Here is a 23,945-nt window from a genome sequence, read left to right as displayed (position 1 = left end):
GGAACTGCCGCCGTATCTCGCCAAAGCTCCTGCCCCCTCTCCCGCCAACGGCGGGGGAGGGATGGGGAGGGGGCAAAGGATTGGCACCCCCTCACTCCGCCTGCGGCAACCCCTGCGCCGCCAGTGCCGCGCTCTGCCGCGCCGCCAGTTCGTTCACGTCGAAGTCGCGGATCAGACCCTGGAACATCTGGTACCAGTTCAACTCCGCCTTCAGATGCAGGAAGACTGAACCCAGCCCCACCGCGGCGCGGTCCATGAAGACGAACTCGCGTGGGATCTCGACGCCGCCGACGCGGCGCAGCTCGGCGTGAACCTTGCCGGCGGTCTCTCGCCCGTAATGGCCGCCGTTGGTCTCCTCTATCTTGCGCTGGCGATCCTCCATGATCGGGGCATAGACAAAGCGCGCCCAGATGTTCAGCACGTCGACCAGCTCGTTCGACGGGTTGACGAAGCCCCAGGTGCGGTAGGCCTCCACAGCCTGCTCGCGGTTTTCGGTGCGCAGGGCGTTGTAGAGGTCGATCACGCCCTTGACGAAGCTGGGCTTGAAGACGCGGATACAGCCGAAATCCAGCAGATTGATCGAGCGGTCGGGCCGGACCGTGTAGTTGCCCAGGTGCGGGTCGCCGTGGATGACGCCGTAATTGTAGAAGGGCACGTACCAGGCGCGGAACATGTTCATCGCCAACTCGTCGCGGGCCTCCGGATGCTCGGCGACGAACTCCAGGATCTTGCGGCCATGCACCCAGCCCATGGTCAGCAGCCGTTTGCTCGACAGCTCCGGCACCACGTCCGGCACATGGACGCCCTGTGTGCCGGCCAGCATCGACTGATAAAGTCGGGCGTGTTTGGCCTCGCGTTCGTAATCCAGCTCCTCGCGCAGGCGGGCGCCGATCTCCTTCTGGATTTGGCGGGTGGAGATGGCGCTGTCGGTCCGCTCGAAGATCGCGAAGATCAGGCCCAACTGCCGCAGGTCGGCCTCCACCGCCGAGGCCATGTCGGGATATTGCAGCTTGCAGGCCAGCTCCCGCCCGTCCGGTCCGATGGCCTTGTGGACCTGCCCCAGCGAGGCGGCGGCGGCGGCCGTGTGCTCGAAGCTGCGGAACCGCGACTGCCAGTTGGGACCAAGCTCGCTCGCCATCCGCCGCTTGACGAAGGGCCAGCCCATCGACGGCGCGTCGGCCTGTAGCTGGGCCAGTTCCTGGGTGTATTCCTTCGGCAGGGCGTCGGGGATGGTGGACAGGATCTGTGCCACCTTCATCAGCGGTCCTTTCAGCCCGCCGAGCGCCGCCCGCAGTTCCGCCGCGTGGCGTTCCCGCTCCACGCGGATTCCCAGCACGCGCTCGCCCGCCAGCCGCGCGGCCAGCCCGCCAACGGCGGTGCCGACCCGCGCATATCGCGCGACCCGCCCGCCCCATGTGTTCTCATCGTGTTCCGGCATGCCCCACAAGGTGGGTTCGGCCCCGGCAAAAGGCCAGCCCTCCCCCGATTGGACGGGCGATCGAACCTCCCAAAATGATACTGCGCCGCAGCATGCGATTTTCTTGACAGCTCTGTGAAAGGGGAGCAGGCTTCGTCTTACAGTAATCGACACTGAGGTGAAGTGAGCGAGCATCGGAAACGCCTTACCGTTCAAGCAGATGGCTTGGGCGGAACAGTAGAGACCGATACCAGGGAGGGTGAGTAAGATCATGACTCCACCGGCGCTTACGTGATATTGCCGAACTGTTCGGCCGATATAGCTCAGTTTTATCTCGCCTGATTGGCGACACCATTTGGGCCGTTGATGCCCGATGCGAAAGCCCTCGCCCCAGTTCGGAGCGAGGGCTTTTGTTTTGCGTGGACTCTTCCGATGCGAGGTTCGCAAGGCGCCGGGGAATACGTTGCAAACGATACTGTTTGCGCCTGAAACCAAATCCCGCTATCCACGGACAGGAACGGTGCGGCAGGACGTCGCAGCCCGGCGCACGCACCCGTTACGCAAAATCGGGGATGGGGAGGATCGCATGGGGCGTTTTCTAAGGCCTTTCACACTGGCGGCCTTGCTTGCCACGACGGCGTTGTCAGCGGCGGCACATTCCGCACAGGCGCAGACCACCCAGCCGGTGCGCATCGGCGTGCTGGCGGATGAGGCGGGCTTCGCGTCTGACATCGGCGGGACGGGCGCGGTGCTCGCCACCCGGATGGCGGTGGAGGATTTCGGCGGCAACGTGCTCGGCCGGCCGGTGGAGGTGCTGTCCGCCGACATGCAGAACAAGCCGGACGTGGCGTCCAACATCGTGCGCAGCTGGTTCGACCGCGAAGGCGTCGACATGGTGACCGACATCCCGGTCTCCTCGGTCGCGCTGGCGGTGCAGGCGGTCGCGCGCGAGAAAAAGAAGGTGCTGATGATCAGCGCCGCGACGACGACCGAGCTGACCAACGCCCAGTGCTCGCCCTACAGCATCCATTGGGCCGACGATACCGCGTCGCTGGCGGTCGGCACCACCAAGGCGGTGGTGCAGTCGGGCGGCACCAGCTGGTACTTCATCACCGCCGATTTCGCCTTCGGCTCCGCCATGGAGAAGGCGGCAACCGAGGCGATCAAACAGGCCGGCGGCACCGTGGTCGGCGGCGTGCGTCACCCGATGGGCACCAGCGATTTCGGCTCCTACCTGCTCAGCGCCCAGGGCAGCGGCGCCAAGGTGGTGGCGCTCGCCAATGTTGGCGCGGAGACCATCGGCACCATCAAGCAGGCGGGCGAGTTCGGGCTGACCCAGTCCGGCCAGCGGCTGGTCGGCTACATCGTCTTCATCACCGACATCCACTCGCTGGGTCTCGACCTCGCCAAGGGGCTGTACGTCACCAGCGGCTTCTATTGGGACAAGAACGACCAGACCCGGGCCTGGGCGAAGCGCTTCTTCGAGCGTCACGGCAAGATGCCGACCAAGGAGCAGGCCAATACCTACCTCGCCACCCTGCATTGGCTGAAGGGCGTCAAGGCGGCGGGCACCACCGATGCCGAGGCGGTCACCGCTGCGATGAAGGCGATGCCGACCGATTATTTCGGCACCCCCGGCAGCATCCGTAAGGACGGTCGCGTGCTGTACGATCTGGAGTTGTATCAGGTGAAGGCCCCGGCGGAGAGCAAGGCGCCGTGGGACTATTACAAGCAGGTCCGCAGCATCCCGGCATCGGAGGCCTTCCTGCCGATCGAGTCCAGCACCTGCCCCTTCGTGAAGGCCAAGTGAGATTTGTGAAAGCCAAGTGATTGGCGCAGATGTGACCTGCGGGTCGCCGCCGGCGGAAACCGAGTCGAGAAGGGTTCCCGCCGGACAGCGATCCGGGTTACACTCCGCTCTTTAGGCACGGCGGGGACGGTACGTGGATCTACAGGTGCAAAGCGAACGGCAGAACGACACCGGACGGTTGCGTTCGTCGGCGCTGGTGCGCCCGGTCTTCGCCGCGCTGGACCTCGGCACCAACAATTGCCGTCTGCTGATCGCCAAATCGGCGCCGGGCGGCTTCCGCGTCATCGACGCCTTTTCGCGCATCGTCCGATTGGGCGAGGGGCTGAGCCGCAACGACCACTTGTCGGAGCCGGCGATGGAACGCACCATCGCGGCGCTTCGCGTCTGCGGCTCAAAGATCGAGCGCCGGGGCGTGACCGCCGTGCGCGCGGTCGGGACCGAGGCCTGCCGCCGCGCCGCCAACGGCGCCGCCTTCGTCGAGGCGGTGGAGCGCGAGACCGGCATCCCGCTCGAAATCATCTCCAGCCAGGAGGAAGGGCGGCTGGCGCTGGCCGGCTGCGCCGCGCTGCTGGAGCCGACCCATCCCTATGCCATCGTCTTCGACATCGGCGGCGGCTCCACCGAGCTGATGTGGCTGCAGGTGGAGAAGGGCAGGGCGCCGCGCCTGCTCGACCAGACCTCGATCCGCTGCGGCGTCATCGGGCTGACCGAGGAATATGGCGGCCCCGATGTCACCCGCGTCAACTACACCCAAATGGTGGAGGCGGTGGCCGACGCCATCGCCCCGTTCGAGGCGCGCAACCGTATCCAGAGCCGCATCGCCGCCGGCAAGGTGCAGATGCTCGGCACCTCCGGCACGGTGACGACGCTGGCCGGCGTGCATCTGGGGCTCTGCCGTTATGACCGGCGGGCGGTGGACGGCAGCTATCTGCGGGTGGACCATGCCCGCGCGGTGATCGACCATCTGGTCGCCCAGGATTTCGACGGCCGCGCCCGCCATCCCTGCATCGGCCAGGACCGCGCCGATCTGGTGGTCGCCGGCTGCGCCGTTCTGGACGCGCTGTGCGACGTCTGGCCGGTGGAGCGTCTGCGCATCGCCGACCGCGGCTTACGCGAAGGAATTCTGGTGGACCTGATCGGGGCCGCCGGCGAATAAACCGGTCGATGCGACCGGATAGATGATTGGACAGGAGGGGAAAGGCTCCCCGCCTGCGCCGGATGACCGAGGAACTGCAGCGATCATGACCGAAAAGACTCCGTCGACGCGCCCGGGCGGGCGCCGTGCCACGGTCCGTGTGAAGACCGCCGGCAAGCGCACGGAATCCTCCAAGCGCTGGCTGGAGCGCCACCTGAACGACCCCTATGTGGCCGAGGCGACCAAGCGCGGCTACCGCTCGCGCGCGGCCTTCAAGCTGCTGCAACTGGACGAGAAGTTCCGCCTGCTCGGCCCCGGCAAGCGTGTGGTCGATCTCGGCGCCGCCCCCGGCGGCTGGACGCAGATCGCGGTGGAGAAGGTGCAGACCGCCAAGGACGGCTGGAAGGTCGTCGGGCTGGACATCCTGCCGATGGACCCGGTCCCCGGCGCCACCACCATGCAGGCCGACTTCCTGGAGGAAGGCGCCGCCGAGGCGTTGAAGGAGGCGCTGGGCGGCCCGGCCGATCTGGTGTTGAGCGACATGGCCGCCCCCACCACCGGGCACCAGCAGACCGACCATCTGCGCATCATGGGTCTGGCCGAGGCGGCTTACGATTTCGCCGAGGAGGTGCTGGCCCCCGGCGGCGCCTTCGTCGCCAAGCTGTTCCAGGGCGGGGCGGAGCGCTCGCTGCTCGACCGGCTGCGGCGCGACTTCGCCGTGGTCAAGCATGCCAAGCCGCCGGCCAGCCGCGCGGAGTCGTCCGAGACCTATGTCGTCGCCACCGGCTTCCGCGGCGGCAAGGCCGAGGACTGAACCATTTCACCCTCCCGAAGCGGGAGGGGACCTCTTTTCGCACTTGCATGACAGATGCTGTGTGCGCACGGGTTCACAAGCCCATGGTCTTGTGTATAAGTGCGCCACGTTTATCTTCCGGGAGATTCACACATGGCGCGCGACACCAAAATCCGCGAAGCCCTGACCTTCGACGACGTGCTGCTGGTTCCGGCCGAAAGCTCGGTCCTGCCGAACGACGTGGACACCCGGACAAGATTGACGAAGACCATCGAGCTGGGCATCCCGCTGATGTCCTCGGCGATGGACACGGTGACCGAGAGCCGCCTCGCCATCGCCATGGCCCAGGCCGGCGGCATCGGCGTCGTCCACCGCAACCTGAGCATCGAGCAGCAGGCCGAAGAGGTCCGCAAGGTCAAGCGGTTCGAGTCGGGCATGGTCGTCAACCCGATCACCATCACGCCGAACGCCACGCTCGCCGACGCGCTGCAGCTGATGGCCGATTACCGCATTTCCGGCATCCCGGTGGTGGAAAGCCGCGATCAGCTCGGCAGCGGCAAGCTGGTCGGCATGCTGACCAACCGTGACGTCCGCTTCGCCACCGATCCCAAGCAGCCGGTCAGTGAGCTGATGACCAAGGAGCTGGTGACCGTCCGCGAGGGCGTCAGCCAGGAGGAAGGCAAGCGCCTGCTCCACCAGCACCGCATCGAGAAGCTGCTGGTCGTCGACGAGGATTACCGCTGCATCGGCCTCGTCACCGTGAAGGACATCGAGAAGGCGCAGGCCTATCCGAACGCCTGCAAGGACGGCAAGGGCCGCCTGCGCGTCGCCGCCGCCACCGGGACCGGCAATGACGGTTTGGCCCGTGCGGAGGCCCTGTTCGACGCCGGCGTCGACGTGCTGGTGGTCGACACCGCGCACGGCCACTCCGCCAAGGTGCTGGAGCAGGTCCGCGCCGCCCGCGCCATGTCCAGCTACACCCAGGTCATCGCCGGCAACGTCGCCACCGCGGAAGCGGCCAAGGCGCTGATCGACGCCGGTGTGGACGCCGTCAAGGTCGGCATCGGTCCGGGCTCCATCTGCACCACCCGCATCATCGCCGGTGTCGGCGTGCCGCAGCTGACCGCGGTCATGGATGTGGTGGACGAGTGCGAGAAGCACGGCATCCCGGTGATCGCCGACGGCGGCATCAAGTATTCGGGCGATCTGGCCAAGGCCATTGCCGGCGGCGCCAGCGTCGCCATGCTGGGCAGCCTGTTCGCCGGCACCGACGAGAGCCCGGGCGAGGTCATCCTGTTCCAGGGCCGCTCCTACAAGAGCTATCGCGGCATGGGCTCGGTCGGCGCCATGGCGCGCGGCTCGGCGGACCGGTACTTCCAGCAGGAGGTTTCGACCATGAAGCTGGTGCCGGAAGGCGTCGAAGGCCGCGTTCCCTACAAGGGTCCGGTGTCGGCGGTCATCCACCAGCTGGTCGGCGGCCTGCGCGCGGCCATGGGCTACACCGGCAGCGCCTCCATCGCCGAGATGCGCGAGAAGTGCCAGTTCGTCCGCATCACCAACGCGGGCCTGCGCGAGAGCCACGTCCACGACATCACCATCACCAACGAGTCGCCGAACTACCGGCAGGGGTGACGTGAGGTTGGGGGCGTTCGTGAATAGTCGTCTTCGATTGCCCCCACCTTAATCCTCCCCCGCTGGGCGGGGGAGGAGACAAGTGCTTGTTTAGGAAGATAGCGGCAGTCCCTCCCCCGCCCAGCGGGGGAGGATAGGTGGGGGGCTAGCTTGCCACCAGCTTCCAAGGCTGCCAGCCGCCCAGCCGCACGCCGACGGCGAGGCTGGTGAAGGGTATCCGCAGTTCGATATCCCGCGGCTGGAAGAAGGTCAGCCGTTCCGGCTCGCCCTTCTCGTCGAACTCCAGCCGGGCGCCCTTGGGCTCGGGCGCGTATTCGTCGCTCATCACCTGCCAGATTTCCAGGTCGCTGCCGTGGTTGGTGATCTTGTACTGGCCGCAGCGCCAAGTCGCCGATTCGCCGACGCTGCCCTCCACCACCTTCTTGTCGCCCTCCATCCGCACATCGCCGATCCCGGCGGCCTCGCCCTTCATTGACGGTCCCTGCCGCTCGGCGCGGAAGCCCAGCCGCAGCCAGGCGGAGCGGCTGTGCGGGATCAGCCGGCGCACGGTGCGCGCGTCTTCGGCCGCGAAATGGTCGGGATCGTCGTAGAGGATGCGGTCCAGCGCGGCGGCGACGATCATGCGGTCGTCGATGCGCAGGTCCGGCAGATAGGCTTTGCTCATCAGGCCAGCGGACTCCGAAGGGTGTGTCAGCCAGTATATAGGGACTTGCCCTCGCAGTCGCCCGATGCGCTATCCTGCGCGGCCCTTCTTCGGAAGCTCCCGATTCGTCATGAGACGCGCCATGCAGGACCTGTTCGACACGCCGCCCGATCCCCGCAGCATCGCCGTCGATGCCCTGACGCCGGACCAGGCCGCGGCGGAGCTGGCGGCGCTGGCCGCCGAGATCGCCCATCATGACCGGCTCTACCACCAGCAGGACCAGCCGGAGATCTCCGACGCCGACTATGACGCGCTGGTCCGCCGCAACCTCGCCGTTGAAGCGCGTTTTCCAGACTTGCGGCGTGCCGATTCGCCCAGCCTGCGGGTTGGCGCCGCTCCGGCCGCCGGCTTCGGCAAGGTCCGTCACGCCGTCCCGATGCTATCGCTGGGAAACGCCTTCGCGCCGGAGGATGTGGCAGAGTTCGATGCCCGCGTCCGCCGCTTCCTCGGTCTGTCCGACGATGCGCCGCTGACCTTTGTCGCGGAACCGAAGATCGACGGACTGTCCTGCTCGCTGCGCTACGAGAGGGGCGAACTGGTTCTGGCCGCCACCCGCGGCGACGGGGCGGAGGGCGAGAACGTCACCGCCAACGTCCGCACCATCCGTGACGTGCCGCACCGCCTGCCGGCTCCCTTTCCGGAAGTCCTGGAGGTCCGCGGCGAGGTCTATATGAACCGCGACGACTTCCTGGCGATGAACGCCGCCCGTGCGGAGAAGGGCGAGCAGCTGTTCGCCAACCCGCGCAATGCGGCGGCCGGCAGCCTGCGCCAGCTCGATCCCTCCATCACAGCCGCCCGGCCGCTCTGCTTCTTCGGCTATGCGCTGGGCGAGGTGTCGGAACCGATCGCAGAGACGCAATGGGGTATCCGCGAGCGGCTGAAGGGCTGGGGCTTCCAACTGAACCGGCCGGCGGAGCTGTGCGACGGCAAGGACAAGCTGCTGGCCTATTACGAGGGCATCGGCCGGCGTCGTGCTGGCTTGCCCTTCGACATCGACGGCGTCGTCTACAAGGTCGACAGCCTGGAACTCCAGCAGCGGCTTGGCTTCGTCAGCCGGGCGCCGCGCTGGGCCATCGCCCACAAGTTCCCGGCCGAGCAGGCTCAGACCCGGCTGAAGGCGATTACCATCCAGGTCGGCCGCACCGGTGCGCTGACCCCGGTGGCGGAACTGGAGGACATCACCGTCGGCGGCGTCGTCGTCAGCCGCGCCACCCTGCACAACGAGGACGAGATCGCCCGCAAGGACATCCGCGTCGGCGACCTCGTGGTGGTCCAACGCGCCGGCGACGTCATTCCGCAGGTGGTGGAGGTGGTGCTGTCCCAGCGCCCCGCCGACTCCATCCCCTATGTTGCACCGGAAACCTGCCCGGTCTGCGGCAGCCTCGCCATCCGCGAGGCCGGCGAGGTGGTGCGGCGCTGCACCGGCGGCCTGATCTGTGCGGCCCAGGCGAAGGAGCGACTCCGCCATTTCGTCTCGCGCGACGCCTTCGACATCGAAGGGCTGGGCGAGAAGATCATCGAGGAGTTCTGGGACGAGGGCTTCATCAAGTCCCCGGTTGACATCTTCACCCTGGAGGGCCGTGTCGAACTGATCGGCCGGCCGGGCTGGAAGGAGAAGTCGGTCCAGAACCTGTTCAAGGCGATCGAGCAGCGCCGCAGCGGCATCGACCTGCACCGGGTGATCTACGCGCTCGGCATCCGCCATGTCGGCGAGGTGACGGCCAAGTCGCTGGCCCGCCAGTACAAGACCATGCAGGGCTGGGTCGACGGCATGCTGGCGGCGGAACGGGCGATGCCCGGCCAGGACTGGCGCGACCTGCACGAGCTGAAGGGTGTCGGCCGTGCCACCGCCGACGCCATCATCGGCTGGTTCGCCGATCCGGAGTGTGGGGCGAAGCTGGATTTCTATGCTGGCAAAGATGGGGCCGGCAACGATGCGCTTCGGCTGGAGACCATCATCGCCTCGCTGGGGATCAAGGGCGTCAAGAAGCCGGCGGCACAGGCGCTCGCTGAACGCTACGGCACGCTGGCCGAGTGGCGGGCGGCGATGGAGCGCGCGGCCGGGCAGGCGCCGGGTCAGCCCTGGCTCGATCTGGTCGCCACCCCCGATGTGGGGGAGGTCGCGGCGGAGGAACTGGCCGGCTTCTTCGCCGAAGAGCGCAACCTCGCCATCGTCCACGGACTGATGGAGAGGCTGACCGTGCTGGAGGCCGAGGTGCCGAAGGCCAGCAACTCCCCCATCGCCGGCAAGACGGTGGTCTTCACCGGGACGCTGGAGCGGATGACCCGGTCGGAGGCGAAGGCGCGCGCCGAGTCGCTGGGCGCCAAGGTGGCGGGCTCCGTCTCCGGCAAGACCGACTATCTGGTCGCCGGAGCCGATGCGGGCAGCAAGGCGGCCAAGGCCAAGGAACTGGGCGTCGAGATCCTGACCGAGGACGAATGGCTGGCCAGGATCGGCGGCTGACCTGATCCCGAATCCCGCGTTCGCCAAAATGTCGCATCCCCGTTCGGTCGGATTGACGGACGGGGATGGGGGGAGTGAAATCAGACAACGCTTATAGGAAAAGCGAAACCATGCCGGGCAGGTGGCCCGCTCCTCCAGCGGAGGGCGGTGCCGACGGGCGGTCAACGCCCGCACCCGCCCACCCGGTGCCGAGCAAACGGGGGACGAAGGAAACGCCATGGAGCCAATTCAGTGGTCGCGCTGGATGAGCGTGGGCAACGACGCGCTGGACGAGGATCACCGCGTCCTGATCGCCATCGTCAACAAGCTGTATGATGAGGCCAACCGCCAGGACCCCGCTCTCATCGAAGCCATCCTCAACGAGCTGATCGCCTACACCCGCCATCATTTCGCGGAGGAGGAGGCGCAGATGGAGCGGCTGAACTATCCGACCTTCGCCGCGCACAAGGCCCTGCACGACCGGCTGACCCGGCAGGTCGAAAGCTACCGCGACGATTTCCGCGCCGATGGCGGCCGGATCAGTGGCGAGGAGGTGTTCCTGTTCTGCTCCGACTGGCTGGGCAAGCACATCCTGAAGGAAGACACCCGCTTCGGTGAGTATGCCGGCAATGAGGCGGAGATGGCGGTGGCGGAATAGGGGAGGCTGGTCCGTCTCCCACCCGCCTAAAGTTTCGCATAAAGAAAATTACCTAAAATACTGAAACAACTCACAAACCTGCAAGCTATCCGAATTTGCGCGCGGCGCCCGCTCCGAGAGGGGAGGGCGCTTTTCTTTTGCGTGACTCACCATGTCGGCAGGGGAGGGGAGTTGCGCGCAAAGAAAAAGCCCTCCCCGGTGGGGGAGGGCAGGGGCAGACATTCAGGAAAGACGGTGGCGATCAGGCGACCGCCAGTTGCTCCAGGCCGCAGCGCGCGACCGGCAGCGACACCGCCGTCTCGTAACGCCAGGCGCTGCGGTCGGCGAACAGAGCGCGCAGCAGCTGGTTGTTCAGCGCGTGGCCGGAGCGCACGCCGTGGAAATGACCGACGATCGGCGCGCCGGCCAGATACAGGTCGCCGACGGCGTCCAGGATCTTGTGGCGGACGAACTCGTCCTTGAAGCGCAGGCCCTCGGCGTTCATCACCGTGTCACCGGAGATGACCACCGCGTTGTCCAGCGAGCCGCCGCGGGCGAGGCCCATCTTGCGCAGCCCCTCGACCTCATGCAGGAAGCCGAAGGTGCGGGCGCGGCTGATCTCGTCCTTGAAGCTGTCCGGGTCGATCTCCAGCGCGCGGGCCTGACGGGAGATGGCGGCGCTGTCGAAGTCGATCTCGAAGCTGTAGCTGGTGGCGTCGTCGGGCGTGAAGGACGCGCTCTTGACGCCGTCGCCGATGACGACCGGCTTCAGGATGCGGATGATGCGGCGGGGCGACTTCTGCACGGCGATGCCGGCCTGCTCGATGGCGGCGACGAAGGGGGCGGCGCTGCCGTCCATGATCGGCACCTCGATGCCGTCCAGCGACACGATGGCGTTGTCGATGCCGCAGCCGGCCAGCGCGGACATCAGATGCTCGATCGTGCCGACGGTGGTGCCATGCTCGTTGCCGATCACGGTGCACAGGCGGGTGTCGACCACCGTGTCCCAGCGCGCCGGAATGACGGCGGCGGCCCCACGAAGATCGGTGCGCAGGAAGGTGATCCCGGAATTCGCATCGGCCGGCGAAATCGTCAGCGTGACGATGACGCCCGAATGCAGCCCGACGCCGGCGATGGTCACCGACTTCTTCAGGGTCTGCTGGAACATTCCGTCCGCGTTGCTGCGATTGTTGGCCACGATGTCTTTTCCATCTTGGTCGTGAAGGAGAGGTTCCCAGCAATGCCGCGCCGCAAGATCTTGGAAGATCATCACGTCGGCGGCGTTCGCTTTCGACCATGCTGATAGGTAACACCCGAGGTTGGAAATCGGCAAATCACTCATTGTTACCGTTTGTTGCAGGGCAAAAGTGGTGCGCAATACAAGCAATCAGCTTAGCCCCGCATGAAAAAGGCAACAAAAAATCCCCGGAGACGCACGAGGGCGCCACCGGGGTCCGAAAGGTTCGGTCAGGTTGTGGAGCCGCCGGCGCCGCGATTAGGAGGCTGCGGCGACGGCGGTTATCTCCGGCTTTCGCCGGGATCGGCCGGCCGCCGGAAAAGGTCCGGCGGCCAAGGTCGGTTCACGTCCGGGTCGGTCCGTCCGCTCAGTTGGCCTGACGGCGCAGGAAGGCCGGGATGTCCAGTTCCTCCTGCTCACCCGGCTTGGCATCCACCCGCGGGGCCGGAGCCTGCGGCTGCGGAGCGGCCGGATAGCCCGGAGCCTGCTGCGGAGCGCTCTGCTGCGGCGGGTAGACCGGCGGCTGCTGCGGGGCCGCGGGATACTGGCCCGCCGGGTAGCCCTGGTGGGGAGCCTGCGGCTGCTGCGGATAGGTCGGCTGCTGCTGCGGATAGCTCTGGGGCGCGGGCTGATAGGCCTGCGGAGCCTGCTGCGGCTGGTAGGCCTGGGGGGCCGGCTGATGCACGGGCTGGGGCGCCGGCGGGTGCGCCGGTTCGGACTTGCGGCCGAGGCCGGTCACCAGACCGAACAGGAAGTTGCCCTTGCGGGCCGGCGCCGGTTCCGGCGCGGGGGCCGGGGCCGGACCGACGGACAGGCCGCCGGGGTGCTGCTGATGACCCTGCGGGGCATGGTGGTGCTGCGGAGCGGCCATCGGAGCGGGCTGCTGCGGCTGATGCTGATGCGGCTGTTGATGGCCCTGCATCTGCGGCGCCTGGGGGGCGTGCTGCTGGGGAGCCGGCTGCTGCGGGGTCGACAGCGGCGCGGCACCGACGGTCATCGGCTGGCGCGGGGCATCGGCCGGCTTGGGCGCGAAGAAGTGGCCGCCCTGGTTCTCGCCATGCAGCGGACCGGCCGCCGGCTTCGGCGCCTCCGCATGCTGCTGGGCGGCCTGCGGGTGGGCCGGCTGCTGCTGGGCCGGGTCGTGCTGGATGGCGGCGGCACCGGCGGTGACCGGCTGCGGCGTGCGCAGACCGGCTGCGGCGCTGGGGATGGCCGAGGCCTGGGCGGCGGCCGGAGCCGGGGCGCCGGTCAGGTTGCCGGGAGCGGCCGGCTTCTTGGCGCGGTCGCCGGGGACCAGCGACAGGTTGACCGGATGCAGGGTGCGCGGGTTGCTCATCGCCGCGGCGTCGATGCCGGTGGCGACGACCGACACGCGCATCACGCCGTCCAGCGAGCTGTCGAAGGTCGAGCCGAAGATGATGTTGGCGTCGGGATCGACCTCGTCACGGACGCGGTTGGCCGCCTCGTCGACCTCGAACAGGGTCATGTCGTAGCCGCCGGTGATGTTGATGAGGACGCCGCGGGCACCCTTCATCGACACGTCGTCCAGCAGCGGGTTGGAGATGGCGGCCTCGGCGGCCTCGATGGCGCGGCGCTCGCCGCCGGCCTCGCCGGTGCCCATCATCGCCTTGCCCATCTCGGTCATGACGGACCGGATGTCGGCGAAATCCAGGTTGATCAGGCCGGGCATTACCATCAGGTCGGTGACGCCGCGCACGCCCGAATGCAGAACGTCGTCGGCCATCTTGAAGGCATCCGCGAAGGTCGTCTTCTCGTTGGCGATGCGGAACAGGTTCTGGTTCGGGATGATGATGAGGGTGTCGACATACTGCTGCAGTTCGGCGATGCCGCCTTCCGCCAGCCGCATGCGATGGCCGCCCTCGAAATGGAAGGGCTTGGTGACGACGCCGACGGTCAGGATGCCGCGCTCGCGGGCCGCGCGCGCGATGACCGGTGCCGCACCGGTGCCGGTGCCGCCGCCCATGCCGGCGGTGATGAACACCATGTTGGAGCCTTCGAGATACTGGACGATCTCGTCGATCTGCTCCTCGGCCGACGCGCGGCCGACATCCGGCTTGGAGCCGGCGCCCAGGCCGCGGGTGGTGCCCGTGCCGAGCTGGATGCGCTTTTCGCACAAGGAACCCTTCAGCGCCTGCGCGTCGGTGTTGCCGACGACGAAGTCAACGCCTTCCAGGTTCGACTTGATCATGTTGTTGACGGCATTGCCGCCGGCGCCGCCGACGCCGAACACGGTGATGCGCGGCTTCAACTCGGGCTCGATCTGGGGGATGGTCACGTTGATCATTCTATTCAGGCCTCCACAACCTGTTTTCGTTGGGTTTGATGTTTGATATGCCGCGACCGGCGCCCGGTTGTGTCCGGTGTCTGTCCGATCGGGAATCGGTGAATGGCGGCGGCGGGGAGAGTCATCTACAGATTCTCCCGCAGCCACAGGCCGACGCGGCCGAGGAGCCCGGTTGACGCGACCGCCTCTTGGCCGGTCACCATCAGCTCCGTCGGATTGCGGACGGCATGTAGGAGAAGGCCCGCCACCGTCGAGAAGGCCGGTCCGCCATGCGCCTCGTTGAGGCCGGCGATCCGGGTGGGACGGGCGATGCGGACCTGCTTGTCCAGGATGGGGGCGGCCATGTCGCGCGTGTTGGGCAGCTGGCTGGCGCCGCCGGTCAGCACGACGCGACGGCCGACCAGCTTGGAATGGCCCGACTGCTCGATGGCGCTGCGCACCTCTTCGAAAATCTCTTCCATCCGCGCCTGGATGATGCTGACCAGGAAGGAGCGCGGGTGGCTGGCGGTGCCGCTGCCGCTGCGCTCGTCCTCGCCGATCTGCGGCACCTCGATCATCTCGCGCTCGTCGGCCGGGTTCACCCGGGCGCTGCCGTAGAGGACTTTCAGCCGTTCGGCATGGGACAGCGGCGTGGTCAGGCCGTGGGCGATGTCGTTGGTGACGTGGCGTCCGCCGAGCGGCACGAAGCCGGTCCACACCAGATTGCCCTCGGCGAAGATCGAGATTGTGGTGCCGCCGCCGCCGATGTCGACGCAGGCGGCGCCCATCTCCATCTCGTCCTCCACCAGACAGGCGAGGCCGGAGGCGAAGGGGCTGACCACGACGGATTCGACATGCAGATGGCAGCGCCCGACGCAGGCGCCCAGCGTGAGAATGGCGCCCTTGGCCGCCGTGACCACATGCAGCTGGGTGCCCAGCGTATGGCCGCTCATCCCCTTGGGATCACGGATGCCGCGGATGCCGTCCAGGGTGAAGCTCAGCGGGATGGTGTGGATCAGCGCCTGATCGGGGCCGGCCTGCAGGGTGCGGGCATGGGCCATGGCGCGGCGGATGTCGCCCTCCGTCACCTCCTGGCCGGAAACCGGGACGGTGGCGGTGAAGGCGTGGGAGCGGGGGTTGCCCATCGACAGGTTGATGACGACGTCGTGCACAGTCTCGCCGGCCATCTGCTCGGCGGCATGCACGGCGGCGCCGATCGAGGTCTCCGCCGCCTCCATGTCGATGATGGTCCCGGCGCGGATGCCCGTGGCGATCTGGTGGCCGACGCCGATCACGCGGAGGGAGCCGGGTTCCTCCATCCGCGCGATGACGCAGCACACCTTCGTCGAGCCGACGTCCAGCGCCGTGACGATCCCGCCACGGGCCGGCCGCTTCGGCTTCTTGGCACCGTTGAATCCCATCCCGAACATGCCCCCCAAGACTTCCCTTCAACTCTTGTCTGCCGGCGATAAGCGCTTCCCCACAAGAGCCTGCCGCCGACCGGCCTTATGATTTCTTGCCGTTCTTCTTCTTCGTATCGTCGTCCCAGCCCGGAAGCTGGGCGGTGGACGACGTCTGGATCGCGGCGCGGTCCTGCAGGCGCATGTCGATGGCGACGATGTCGCGGTCCAGCACCCGGCTGGCCGTCTGCATCTGCTCCAGCTGGCGCAGGGCGCGGCGCATGTCGGCGGTGCCTTCCGGCAGCTTCACCGTCACGCCGTTGCTGAGTTGCAGGTTCCAGCGGCGGTCGCTGATCCAGCTGGCCGAGGACAGCATCGGTGCGATGGTCGGCGCACCATCCAGCGCCGACAGCAGGGTGTGGACCTGCTGCGGAGCATTGGCGCCGATCACCTGCGGCAGAGTCTCGATCCGCTGGTTGCCGCGGCGCGCCAGTTCCGCCGCGTCGGCCAGCGGGCGGCCGGCGCGGTCGATGACGGTGAACTGACGGTCATGCTGCCAGATCGCCATCGGCTGGCGTTCGGAAAGCTGGATATAGAGGAAGCCGGGCAGCCGCCGCTCGATGGAGGCCGACGACACCCAGGGCAGCTCCTCCAGCCGCTGCTTGGCGTCGGCCAGATCGATCGACAGGATCGGCTCGCCCCGGCGCACGCCCAGCGCGTCGAGCACGGCGTCGCGCTCCGTCTCGCTGCGGCCGACCACCAGGATCTCCGACAGGCGGAAGCCCAGGTCACCGGTCAGCCGGATGACGCTGTCCTGCGCCGCCTCCAGCGTGTCGGCCAGGGTGCCGCGCTTCCAGGCGGAGCCGGCGGCGGCGGTCAGCCCCAGCACCGGCACCAGCAGCAGCGCCGCCTTGACGGCGGAGCGGGTCCAGCGCGGCCAGGCGCGGCGCCGCTTGCCTTTCTGCGCCGACGCGGCCATGGCGCGCGGCGGGGTCGGCATCTCGTCCCGGGCGCGCGCACCGGCGGCGGCGGCGCGAAAATCCGGGTCGGCCATCAGGCGAGCTGACATGCGGCGTTCTCCACGAGCCAGCCGACCAGCGCGCCGTAGGTGATCCCCACATGCGCGGCCTGTTCGGGCACCAGCGACAGGGGCGTCATGCCCGGCTGGTTGTTGATCTCCAGGAAGTACAGACCGTCCGTTCCCGGCCGGCTGTCATCCCAGCGGAAGTCGCTGCGCGACACGCCCCGGCAGCCCAGGGTGTGGTGCGCAAGCACCGCCAGCCGCTTCGCTTCTTCCGCCACCGCCTCGGGAACCGCGGCGGGGATGGTGTGGACGGCGTGGCCGGCGCTGTATTTCGCGGTGTAGTCGTAGACCTGAGCCTGAAAGACGATCTCGGTCACCGCCAAAGCGCGGTCACCCATGACGCCCACGGTCAGCTCGCGACCGGGGATGAACTCCTCGATCAGCGCGCGCTCGCCAAAGGTCCACGCATCGCCGACCGGGCTGTTCTGCCCCTCGCGGACCAGGGTTACGCCAACGGTCGAGCCTTCGTCCACAGGCTTGACGATATAGGGCGCCGGCATGGGGTGGGTACCGCCGGTGATTTCCCCGCGGGACAGCACCATGCCTTTGGGGGAGCGGATGCCGACGGTGTCCAGCACCCGCTTGGTCATCGCCTTGTCCATGGCGATGGCCGCGGCCTGGACGCCCGAATGGGTGTAGGGCAGGCCGAGGAACTCCAGCACGCCCTGGATGGTCCCGTCCTCGCCGCCGCGGCCGTGCAGGGCGTTGAACACCACGTCGGGGCGCGGGTTACTCAGGGCGTTCATCAGCCCGCCCAGGTCGCGCTGCACGTCGACGGCGGTGACGCGGTAGCCTTCCTCCTCCAGCGCCTTGGCGACGCCGGCCCCGCTGACCAGCGACACCTCGCGCTCGGCCGACCAGCCGCCCATCAGGACGGCGACATGCTTCTTGTGGGCGTGGAGCAGGGCTTCGGTCATTGGGCGGCTCCTTCGGCGGCGGGAACGCCGATGCGCTTGATTTCCCACTCCAGCGTGACGCCGCTGGTCTCGAACACGCGGCGGCGGACCTCCTCGCCCAGCGCTTCCAGCTGGGCGGCGGTGGCCGTGCCGTTGTTGATCAGGAAGTTGCAGTGCTTTTCCGACACCTGGGCGTCGCCGATGGACAGGCCGCGGCAGCCGGCCTTGTCGATCAACTCCCAGGCCTTGTGGCCTTCCGGATTCTTGAAGGTCGAACCGCCGGTGCGGGAGCGGACCGGCTGGCTGTCGGCGCGCTTGTCGGAGATCTCGGCCATGCGGCGCGCGATCTCCAGCGGGTTGCCGGGCTCGCCGCGCAGGACGGCGCCGGTGAAGATGCAGTCTTCCGGCGCCGCGCTGTGGCGGTAGGTGAAGCCCATGCTGGCATGGCTGAACTCCAGCCGCCGGCCGTCGCGCGCCACCGCGGTGGCGGAGACCAGCACATCGGCCAGCTCGCGGCCATAGGCGCCGCCGTTCATGCGCAGCGCACCGCCAATGGTGCCGGGGATGCCGGAGAGGAACTCCAGCCCGGCGATCCCGGCGTCGCGGGCGACCATGGCGACATTCAGGTCGAGTGCCGCGGCCCCCGCCGTCAAACTCATCCCGTCTGCGGCGATGTCGGTGAAGCCGCGGCCGAGCCGGATGGTGACGCCCGGCACGCCGCCGTCCCGCACCAGCAGGTTGGAGGCGACGCCGATCACCGTCACCGGCACCTCGGCCGGCAGGGCGGCCAGGAAGTCGGCGAGGTCGTCGGCGTCGGCCGGGCGGAACATCACCTCGGCCGGGCCGCCGACGCGGAACCACGTCACCGGCGCCAGCGCAGCGTCGGCGGTCAGCCGGCCGCGCACGGCGGGCATCCGTGTCATCAGATGGCCGTTGGGCAGGTGGCCGTCTGCCGGGCTCATGCGGGGCGCTGCCGTCATCGCGTGGCGCCATAGAGGGCGGTCAGCTCGCCCGGCAGGGCGTTCGCCCACTGGGTGATGTTGCCGGCGCCCAGGCAGACGACGAAGTCGCCGGGCCGCGCCATCTCGCGCACGACCTGCGCCAGTTCCTGCTGGTTCTGCAGGGCCACGACATGGCGGTGGCCGTGCATGCGCAGGCCCTCCACCAGGCTGTCGCGGCTGACGCCCTCGATCGGCGTCTCACCGGCGGCATAGACGTCGGCGACGATCACGGCGTCGGCGTCGTTGAAGCAGGTGCAGAACTCCTCGAACAGGGCGGCGAGGCGGGAGTAGCGGTGCGGCTGGACCACGGCGATGGTGCGGCCGGTGCCGGCGGTGCGCGCGGCCTTCAGCACCGCGGCGATTTCCACCGGGTGGTGGCCGTAATCGTCGATGACGGTGATGCCGTTGGCCTCGCCGGTCTTGGTGAAGCGGCGCTTCACGCCCTGGAACTTGGCCATGCTGTCGCGCATCACCACGTCGGGCAGGCCCATCTCGTTGCCGACGGCGAAGCAGGCCAGCGAGTTCTGGACATTGTGCGGCCCGTACATCGGCAGGCGCACGCCGGCGATGGCGCGGCTCTCGCCGGTGTGGCGGTCGTAGATCAGCACGTCGTACTTGGCGCCGTCGGGACCCAGTTCCACGTTGACCGCGCGGATGTCGGCCTGCGGCGAGAAGCCGTAGGTGACGATGCGGCGGTCCGACACGCGGGGGATCATCGCCTGCACCTCGGGATGGTCGATGCACAGCGCGGCGAAGCCGTAGAAGGGAATGTTCTGGACGAAGCTGTCGAAGGCGGCGCGCGCGTTGTCGAAGGTGCCGTAGAAGTCCAGATGCTCCGGATCCATGTTGGTGACGACGGCGATGCAGGCCGGCAGCTTCACGAAGGTGCCGTCGCTCTCGTCCGCCTCCACCACCATCCAGTCGCCGGTGCCGAGCCGGGTGTTGGAGCCGTAGGCGTTGATGATGCCGCCGTTGATGACGGTGGGGTCGAGGTTGGCATGCTCCAGCATGTGGCCGACCATCGAGGTGGTCGTGGTCTTGCCATGGGTGCCGCCGATGGCGATGGCCCATTTCAGGCGCATCAGCTCGCCCAGCATCTCGGCGCGGCGGACCACCGGCACCAGGGCGGCGCGGGCGGCCACCACCTCCGGATTGTCGCGCTTGACGGCGGAGGAGACGACGACCACGGCGGCGCCGGCGATGTTCTCGCCGCGATGGCCGACGAACACCTTGATGCCCAGTTCGCGCAGGCGCTTGACGTTGGCGTTCTCGGCGAGGTCGGAACCCTGGACGGTATAGCCCAGGTTCCGCAGCACCTCGGCGATGCCGCTCATGCCGATGCCGCCGATGCCGACGAAGTGGATGGTGCCGATCGAGAGGGGGAGGGCGCGCATGTCAGGCTTACTTTCCGCGGCGAAGCATCAGGCGAAGGGTGGCGTCGACCGCCGCATCGGACAGGTCGTCGGGGAGGGGCTGCGATCCGTGGATCATCGACAGGCGGTCACGCAGGAAGCCGCCTTCGGCGAGGAAGCGCGGCACCAGCGGACAGCCCGGACGGTTGTACCAGCCGCCCTCGGTCCGAGTCATGTCCGCCGGCCAGTCCTGCAGCGGACGGGGCGTCGGTCTGGTCAGAGTCCTGGCTTTGATCATTCCGCGGCCCCCTTGGCGCTGGCGCCGGCGGCGGACCGCCGGGCGTTGTGGGATTGGTCGTGGTCGGTCAGGCTTGGATCGGTCTGCTTCGGATCGGTCTTGACGGGATCGGTGTGGTCGGTGCGGGCGGCTCGCCCGCCGTCCAGCATCGCCAGCACGGCGTCGGCCAGCGCAGTGGCTGCGTCGGCGGTGCCCCACTCGTGGGCGGCCCGCGCCGATGCTGCGAGCGCCTGCGGGTCGGCCAGCAGGGAGGACAGCCGCTCGGCCAGGGCCTGGGCGGTGAAGGAGGGCTGCGGCACGAGCCAGGCGGCGCCGGCCTCGGCGAGATGGCGGGCGTTGGCGGTCTGGTGGTCGTCGGTGGCGTGCGGGTAGGGCACCAGGATCGCCGGACGGCCGACGCAGGTCAGCTCGGCGATGGTGGAGGCGCCGGCGCGGGTCACGGCTAGGTGGCAGGCGGCCAGCCGCTCCGGCACGTCGCGGAAGAAGGTCTGCAACTCCAGCCGGGCGAGGCCCAGCGGCTCCAGCGCGTCGCGGGCGGCTTCCAGGTCTTCCGGACGGCACTGCTGCGCCAGATGGATGCGGGCGCGCATCTCCTCCGGCAGCAGGGCGAGCGCTGCGGGGATCACCTCGGAAAAGACGCGGGCACCCTGGCTGCCGCCCATCACCAGCAGGCGGATCGGGCCGGCGGCGCCGGGCGCCTCGTACGGGGAGAGGCGGCGGGCGGCGACCGCCGGGCGTACCGGGTTGCCGGTGCGGACGATCTTGGCGCGCTGCGCCTCGCCCAGCTTCTCGATGCCGGGGAAGGCGACGGCGATGCGGCTGGCCCCGGCGATCAGCATCCGGTTGGCGCGGCCCAGCACGGCATTCTGTTCGTGCAGCAGGGCCGGCACTTTGGACTGGATGGCGGCATAGACGGTGGGCACGGACGGGTAGCCGCCGAAACCGACGACCGCGGCGGGATCGAGCCGGCGCATCAGCGCCCGCGCCTCCAGCAGGCCGAGACCCATCTGCAGGGCTGCCTTCAGCTTGCCGACGATGCCGGCACCGGGGGAGGCGGCGCGGATGCGGTGGACCGGCACCTCCGGCAGATTTTCACCAAAGGCGTGGCCGCGCTTGTCGGTGACCAGCGTCACCGCGCGGCCGCGGGACAGCAGCTCGCGCGCCAGCGCTTCGGCCGGAAACATGTGTCCGCCGGTGCCGCCGGCGGCCAGCACGATCACTTTGTTGGCGTTCGCGTCGAGGGTCGTCGCGCTCAAGTCCGTCGGCCTCCTCATTCCAGGGGGCCGAAGCGTTTGCGTGTCAAAGCCAGAACCATGCCCATGCCGAACCCGAGAGCGAGCAGCGAGGAGCCGCCGTAAGAGATGAACGGCAGGGTCATGCCCTTGGTCGGCATAAGATGCAAGGACGAACCCATGTTGATCGCCGCCTGAAGCCCGAACTGGATCAGAAGACCGGCGGCGGCCAGCAGGACGAAGTAGTTGTTGTCGTTGAAGATGCGGGCGAATCCACGCAGCACGACAAAGGCGAACAGCACCACCAATCCCAAGCAGAAAATCAGCCCCAGTTCTTCGCCGGCGACCGCGAAGATGAAGTCGGCGTGGCTGTCAGGCAGATAGAACTTCACCGTGCCCTGACCGGGGCCGGTTCCCATCAGGCCGCCGTTGGCGAAGGCCTCCAGCGAACGATTGACCTGGTAATTGTCGCCGGCATGCGGGTCGAGGAAGCGGTCAATGCGGCTGGTGACGTGCGGCAGCGTGTAATAGGCGCCGACCAGTCCGACGATACCCAAGCCGCCCAGCCCCATCACCAGCACGAGGTTCAGCCCGGCCAGGAAGAACTGGGTGAACCAGACGGCGGAGACGACGAAGGTCATGCCCAAATCGGGCTGCAGGATCAGGCCGACCATGGTGACGCCGTACAGCACCATCGACACCAGCGCGCCAGGGAAGCCCGGATTGGTGCGCGACAGCGAGAACAGCCAGGCCGCGACCACGGCGAAGGCCGGCTTCACGAACTCCGACGGCTGGATCGACAGGCCGGGGACATGGATCCAGCGGCGGGCGCCCTTGATCTCCACGCCCACGACCAGCGTGGCGTAGACCAGCACCACCGAGATCAGGAACACCCCCAGCGCCACCCGCCGCACGCCGCGAGGGCTGAGCAGCGAGACGCCGACCATGATGATGATCGCCGGGATCAGCATCATCACGTGGCGTTCGACGAAATAGAAGGTGTCCTGGATACCGATGCGCTCGGCTACCGGCGGGCTGGCCGCAGTGATCAGGACGGTCCCGAGGAACATCAGCAGGGCGACGGCGCCCAGCTGCCAGCGGTCGACGGTCCACCACCAGCGGCCGAAGATCGATTGGTCGGTGCGGTCGAAGGTGATCATGCAACGCCTCCGCTGGTACCGGTCCCGGTGTTCTCATGCGCGGAAACGATGTTCGCGACATAGGCCGCGAAGGCGTCGCCGCGCTTCTCGAAATTGGCGAACTGGTCCCACGACGCGCAGGCCGGCGACAGCAGCACGCAGGCGCCCTCCAGCCGCTCCGCCAGCGCCATCCCGGCCGCCTTCGCGGTCGCGACATCCAGCGTTCCGCAGCGTGTATAGGCAACGCCCTGCGCATCGAGCCATGCGGCGAATTGTTCCTGCGCCTCGCCGATCAGGAAGGCGTGGCGCACGCGGCCCATATAGCCCTCAAGCCCGTTAAGGCCGGTGTCCTTGGCCTGTCCGCCGAGGATCCAATAGATCGGATCGAAGGTCGCCAGCGCCTTTTCCGTGGCGTCGGCGTTGGTCGCCTTGCTGTCGTTGACGAAGCGCACACCCTCCAGCGTGCCGACCAGCTGCTGCCGGTGGGCGAGGCCGGGGAAGGTCGCCATCGCCGCGACGATGGCCGCCACCGGCAGGCCGGCGGCCTTGCAGGTGGCGAAGGCGGCGGCGGCATTCTGCCAGTTGTGGGCGCCCAGCAGGGTCGGCAGCGCCGACAACTCCGCCACGCGCACCGCCTCGCCGTCGGTGTCGTCGACCAGCCAGCCGTCGGTGGCATAGACGCCGCCCGCCACCGGCCCCCGGGCCGAGATCGGCCACACGCGCTGGTCGCCGGCGGCGGCGAGGTCGGCGTGGATTTTCCGGCAATGCTCGTCGTCCACCCCGATCACCGCGGTGCGCGGCCAGGTCTGGCGATGGAAGATCAGCTTCTTCGCGGCGACATAGCCCTCCATCCCGCCATGGCGAGCGAGATGGTCGGGCGTGATGTTCAGCAGGACCGCGATGTCGAAGGTGATGGAGTGGGTCAGCTCCAGCTGGTAGCTCGACATCTCCAGCACGCAGGTGTTGCCAGACCCGATGGGGTCGAAGGTCAGCACCGGCGTGCCGAGGTTGCCGCCGACGGCGGCCTTGCGCCCGGCGGCGGCCAGGATGTGGCCGACCAGCGTGGTGGTGGTCGATTTGCCGTTGGTGCCGGTGATGCCGATGAAGGCGCAGTCGCGCTCCGCCCGGCCCAGCAGTTCGATGTCGCAGATCAGCTCGATCCCCAGCGCGCGGGCACGCTCCGCCACCGGATGCGGCTTGGGGAAAGTGTGGGGGATGCCGGGCGACCAGACGATGGTGGTCAGGTCCGATAGATCGGCGGTGGCGAGATCGACGACGGCGAAGCCCTCCGCCTCCGCGGCGGCGCGGGAGGCGGGGTTGTCGTCCCACACCCGCACCTCGGCGCCGCTGTCGCGCAACGCGCGGGCGGTGGCGAGACCGGACTTGCCCAGCCCCATCACCGCGACGGGCAGCTCCTGCATGTAGAACAGGTCGATCATCGCCGGTCCCCCC

The 23,945-nt window shown here is 68.3% G+C and carries 19 protein-coding genes; 6 read left to right on the top strand and 13 right to left on the bottom strand.

Going from position 1 to position 23,945, the window contains the following annotated elements; translation table 11 throughout:
• Positions 1-91 precede the first annotated feature (91 nt).
• Entirely contained in the window at positions 92-1,438 is a 1,347-nt protein-coding gene (locus ACCD06_RS12835) for an ABC1 kinase family protein (protein WP_413341066.1), read from the bottom strand.
• A 565-nt stretch (positions 1,439-2,003) separates the two neighbouring features.
• Between ACCD06_RS12835 and ACCD06_RS12830 the strand changes: the two genes are divergently transcribed.
• The 4 genes from ACCD06_RS12830 to guaB all read left to right on the top strand — a co-directional run bounded on the left by ACCD06_RS12830 (position 2,004) and on the right by guaB (position 6,787).
• The gene (locus ACCD06_RS12830) at positions 2,004-3,227 is read left to right on the top strand and encodes an ABC transporter substrate-binding protein (RefSeq protein ID WP_413341064.1); all 1,224 of its coding nucleotides are present in this window, start codon (positions 2,004-2,006) and stop codon (positions 3,225-3,227) included.
• Between the two features lie 145 nt (positions 3,228-3,372).
• Positions 3,373-4,383 (top strand): Ppx/GppA phosphatase family protein, encoded by a 1,011-nt coding sequence (locus ACCD06_RS12825; RefSeq protein WP_247882797.1) that lies wholly within the window; start codon positions 3,373-3,375, stop codon positions 4,381-4,383.
• An 85-nt stretch (positions 4,384-4,468) separates the two neighbouring features.
• Positions 4,469-5,176 carry an RlmE family RNA methyltransferase gene (locus ACCD06_RS12820; protein WP_109073956.1) on the top strand — a complete coding sequence of 236 codons (708 nt, stop codon included), beginning with the start codon at positions 4,469-4,471 and terminating at the stop codon, positions 5,174-5,176.
• 132 nt (positions 5,177-5,308) lie between these two features.
• Complete coding sequence (gene guaB / locus ACCD06_RS12815; RefSeq protein ID WP_109073955.1) at positions 5,309-6,787, top strand: IMP dehydrogenase; 1,479 nt, start codon at positions 5,309-5,311, stop codon at positions 6,785-6,787.
• A gap of 145 nt (positions 6,788-6,932) precedes the next feature.
• Here guaB and ACCD06_RS12810 read toward each other — a convergent pair whose 3' ends face one another.
• A complete protein-coding gene (locus ACCD06_RS12810) occupies positions 6,933-7,451 on the bottom strand; it encodes a hypothetical protein (protein ID WP_109073954.1) in 519 nt (172 codons plus the stop codon).
• A 121-nt stretch (positions 7,452-7,572) separates the two neighbouring features.
• Here ACCD06_RS12810 and ligA point away from each other — a divergent pair, with 121 nt between their 5' ends.
• Together ligA and ACCD06_RS12800 are read left to right on the top strand one after the other, a co-directional pair.
• On the top strand, positions 7,573-9,954 hold the full coding sequence (gene ligA / locus ACCD06_RS12805; RefSeq protein ID WP_413342495.1) for an NAD-dependent DNA ligase LigA: 2,382 nt from the start codon (positions 7,573-7,575) through the stop codon (positions 9,952-9,954).
• Between the two features lie 217 nt (positions 9,955-10,171).
• Positions 10,172-10,591, top strand: coding sequence for a bacteriohemerythrin (locus tag ACCD06_RS12800; RefSeq protein ID WP_413341061.1), 420 nt, complete (start codon positions 10,172-10,174; stop codon positions 10,589-10,591).
• 241 nt (positions 10,592-10,832) lie between these two features.
• Here ACCD06_RS12800 and lpxC read toward each other — a convergent pair whose 3' ends face one another.
• From lpxC to murD, 11 genes are all read right to left on the bottom strand, one after another.
• Complete coding sequence (gene lpxC, locus ACCD06_RS12795) at positions 10,833-11,768, bottom strand: UDP-3-O-acyl-N-acetylglucosamine deacetylase (RefSeq protein ID WP_413341059.1); 936 nt, start codon at positions 11,766-11,768, stop codon at positions 10,833-10,835.
• A 406-nt stretch (positions 11,769-12,174) separates the two neighbouring features.
• A complete protein-coding gene (gene ftsZ, locus ACCD06_RS12790) occupies positions 12,175-14,112 on the bottom strand; it encodes a cell division protein FtsZ (RefSeq protein WP_413341057.1) in 1,938 nt (645 codons plus the stop codon).
• Positions 14,113-14,237: 125 nt separating this feature from the next.
• Positions 14,238-15,512, bottom strand: a complete 1,275-nt coding sequence (gene ftsA / locus ACCD06_RS12785) for a cell division protein FtsA (protein WP_109074075.1) — start codon at positions 15,510-15,512, stop codon at positions 14,238-14,240.
• 85 nt (positions 15,513-15,597) lie between these two features.
• Positions 15,598-16,560 carry a cell division protein FtsQ/DivIB gene (locus tag ACCD06_RS12780; RefSeq protein WP_109073949.1) on the bottom strand — a complete coding sequence of 321 codons (963 nt, stop codon included), beginning with the start codon at positions 16,558-16,560 and terminating at the stop codon, positions 15,598-15,600.
• Positions 16,545-17,492, bottom strand: a complete 948-nt coding sequence (locus ACCD06_RS12775; protein ID WP_109073948.1) for a D-alanine--D-alanine ligase — start codon at positions 17,490-17,492, stop codon at positions 16,545-16,547. The genes ACCD06_RS12780 and ACCD06_RS12775 overlap by 16 nt, the downstream gene beginning before the upstream one ends.
• Positions 17,489-18,433 (bottom strand): UDP-N-acetylmuramate dehydrogenase, encoded by a 945-nt coding sequence (gene murB, locus ACCD06_RS12770; RefSeq protein WP_413341055.1) that lies wholly within the window; start codon positions 18,431-18,433, stop codon positions 17,489-17,491. The genes ACCD06_RS12775 and murB overlap by 4 nt, the downstream gene beginning before the upstream one ends.
• A 14-nt stretch (positions 18,434-18,447) precedes the next feature.
• Positions 18,448-19,866 carry a UDP-N-acetylmuramate--L-alanine ligase gene (murC, locus tag ACCD06_RS12765; protein ID WP_109073946.1) on the bottom strand — a complete coding sequence of 473 codons (1,419 nt, stop codon included), beginning with the start codon at positions 19,864-19,866 and terminating at the stop codon, positions 18,448-18,450.
• A gap of 7 nt (positions 19,867-19,873) precedes the next feature.
• Positions 19,874-20,059 carry a hypothetical protein gene (locus ACCD06_RS12760; protein ID WP_246457781.1) on the bottom strand — a complete coding sequence of 62 codons (186 nt, stop codon included), beginning with the start codon at positions 20,057-20,059 and terminating at the stop codon, positions 19,874-19,876.
• A 59-nt stretch (positions 20,060-20,118) separates the two neighbouring features.
• Positions 20,119-21,396 (bottom strand): undecaprenyldiphospho-muramoylpentapeptide beta-N-acetylglucosaminyltransferase, encoded by a 1,278-nt coding sequence (gene murG / locus ACCD06_RS12755; RefSeq protein WP_413341052.1) that lies wholly within the window; start codon positions 21,394-21,396, stop codon positions 20,119-20,121.
• Positions 21,393-22,514: an FtsW/RodA/SpoVE family cell cycle protein gene (locus tag ACCD06_RS12750; protein ID WP_109073943.1), complete on the bottom strand. Its 1,122-nt coding sequence runs from the start codon at positions 22,512-22,514 to the stop codon at positions 21,393-21,395. The genes murG and ACCD06_RS12750 overlap by 4 nt, the downstream gene beginning before the upstream one ends.
• A complete protein-coding gene (gene murD, locus ACCD06_RS12745; RefSeq protein ID WP_413341050.1) occupies positions 22,511-23,932 on the bottom strand; it encodes a UDP-N-acetylmuramoyl-L-alanine--D-glutamate ligase in 1,422 nt (473 codons plus the stop codon). Before murD ends, ACCD06_RS12750 begins: the two co-directional genes overlap by 4 nt.
• Between the last annotated feature and the right edge of the window lie 13 nt (positions 23,933-23,945).

It is taken from the genome of Azospirillum sp. CT11-132 (assembly GCF_047302835.1).
Taxonomy (GTDB): domain Bacteria; phylum Pseudomonadota; class Alphaproteobacteria; order Azospirillales; family Azospirillaceae; genus Azospirillum.
This window is presented reverse-complemented; position numbering and strand designations above follow the sequence as displayed.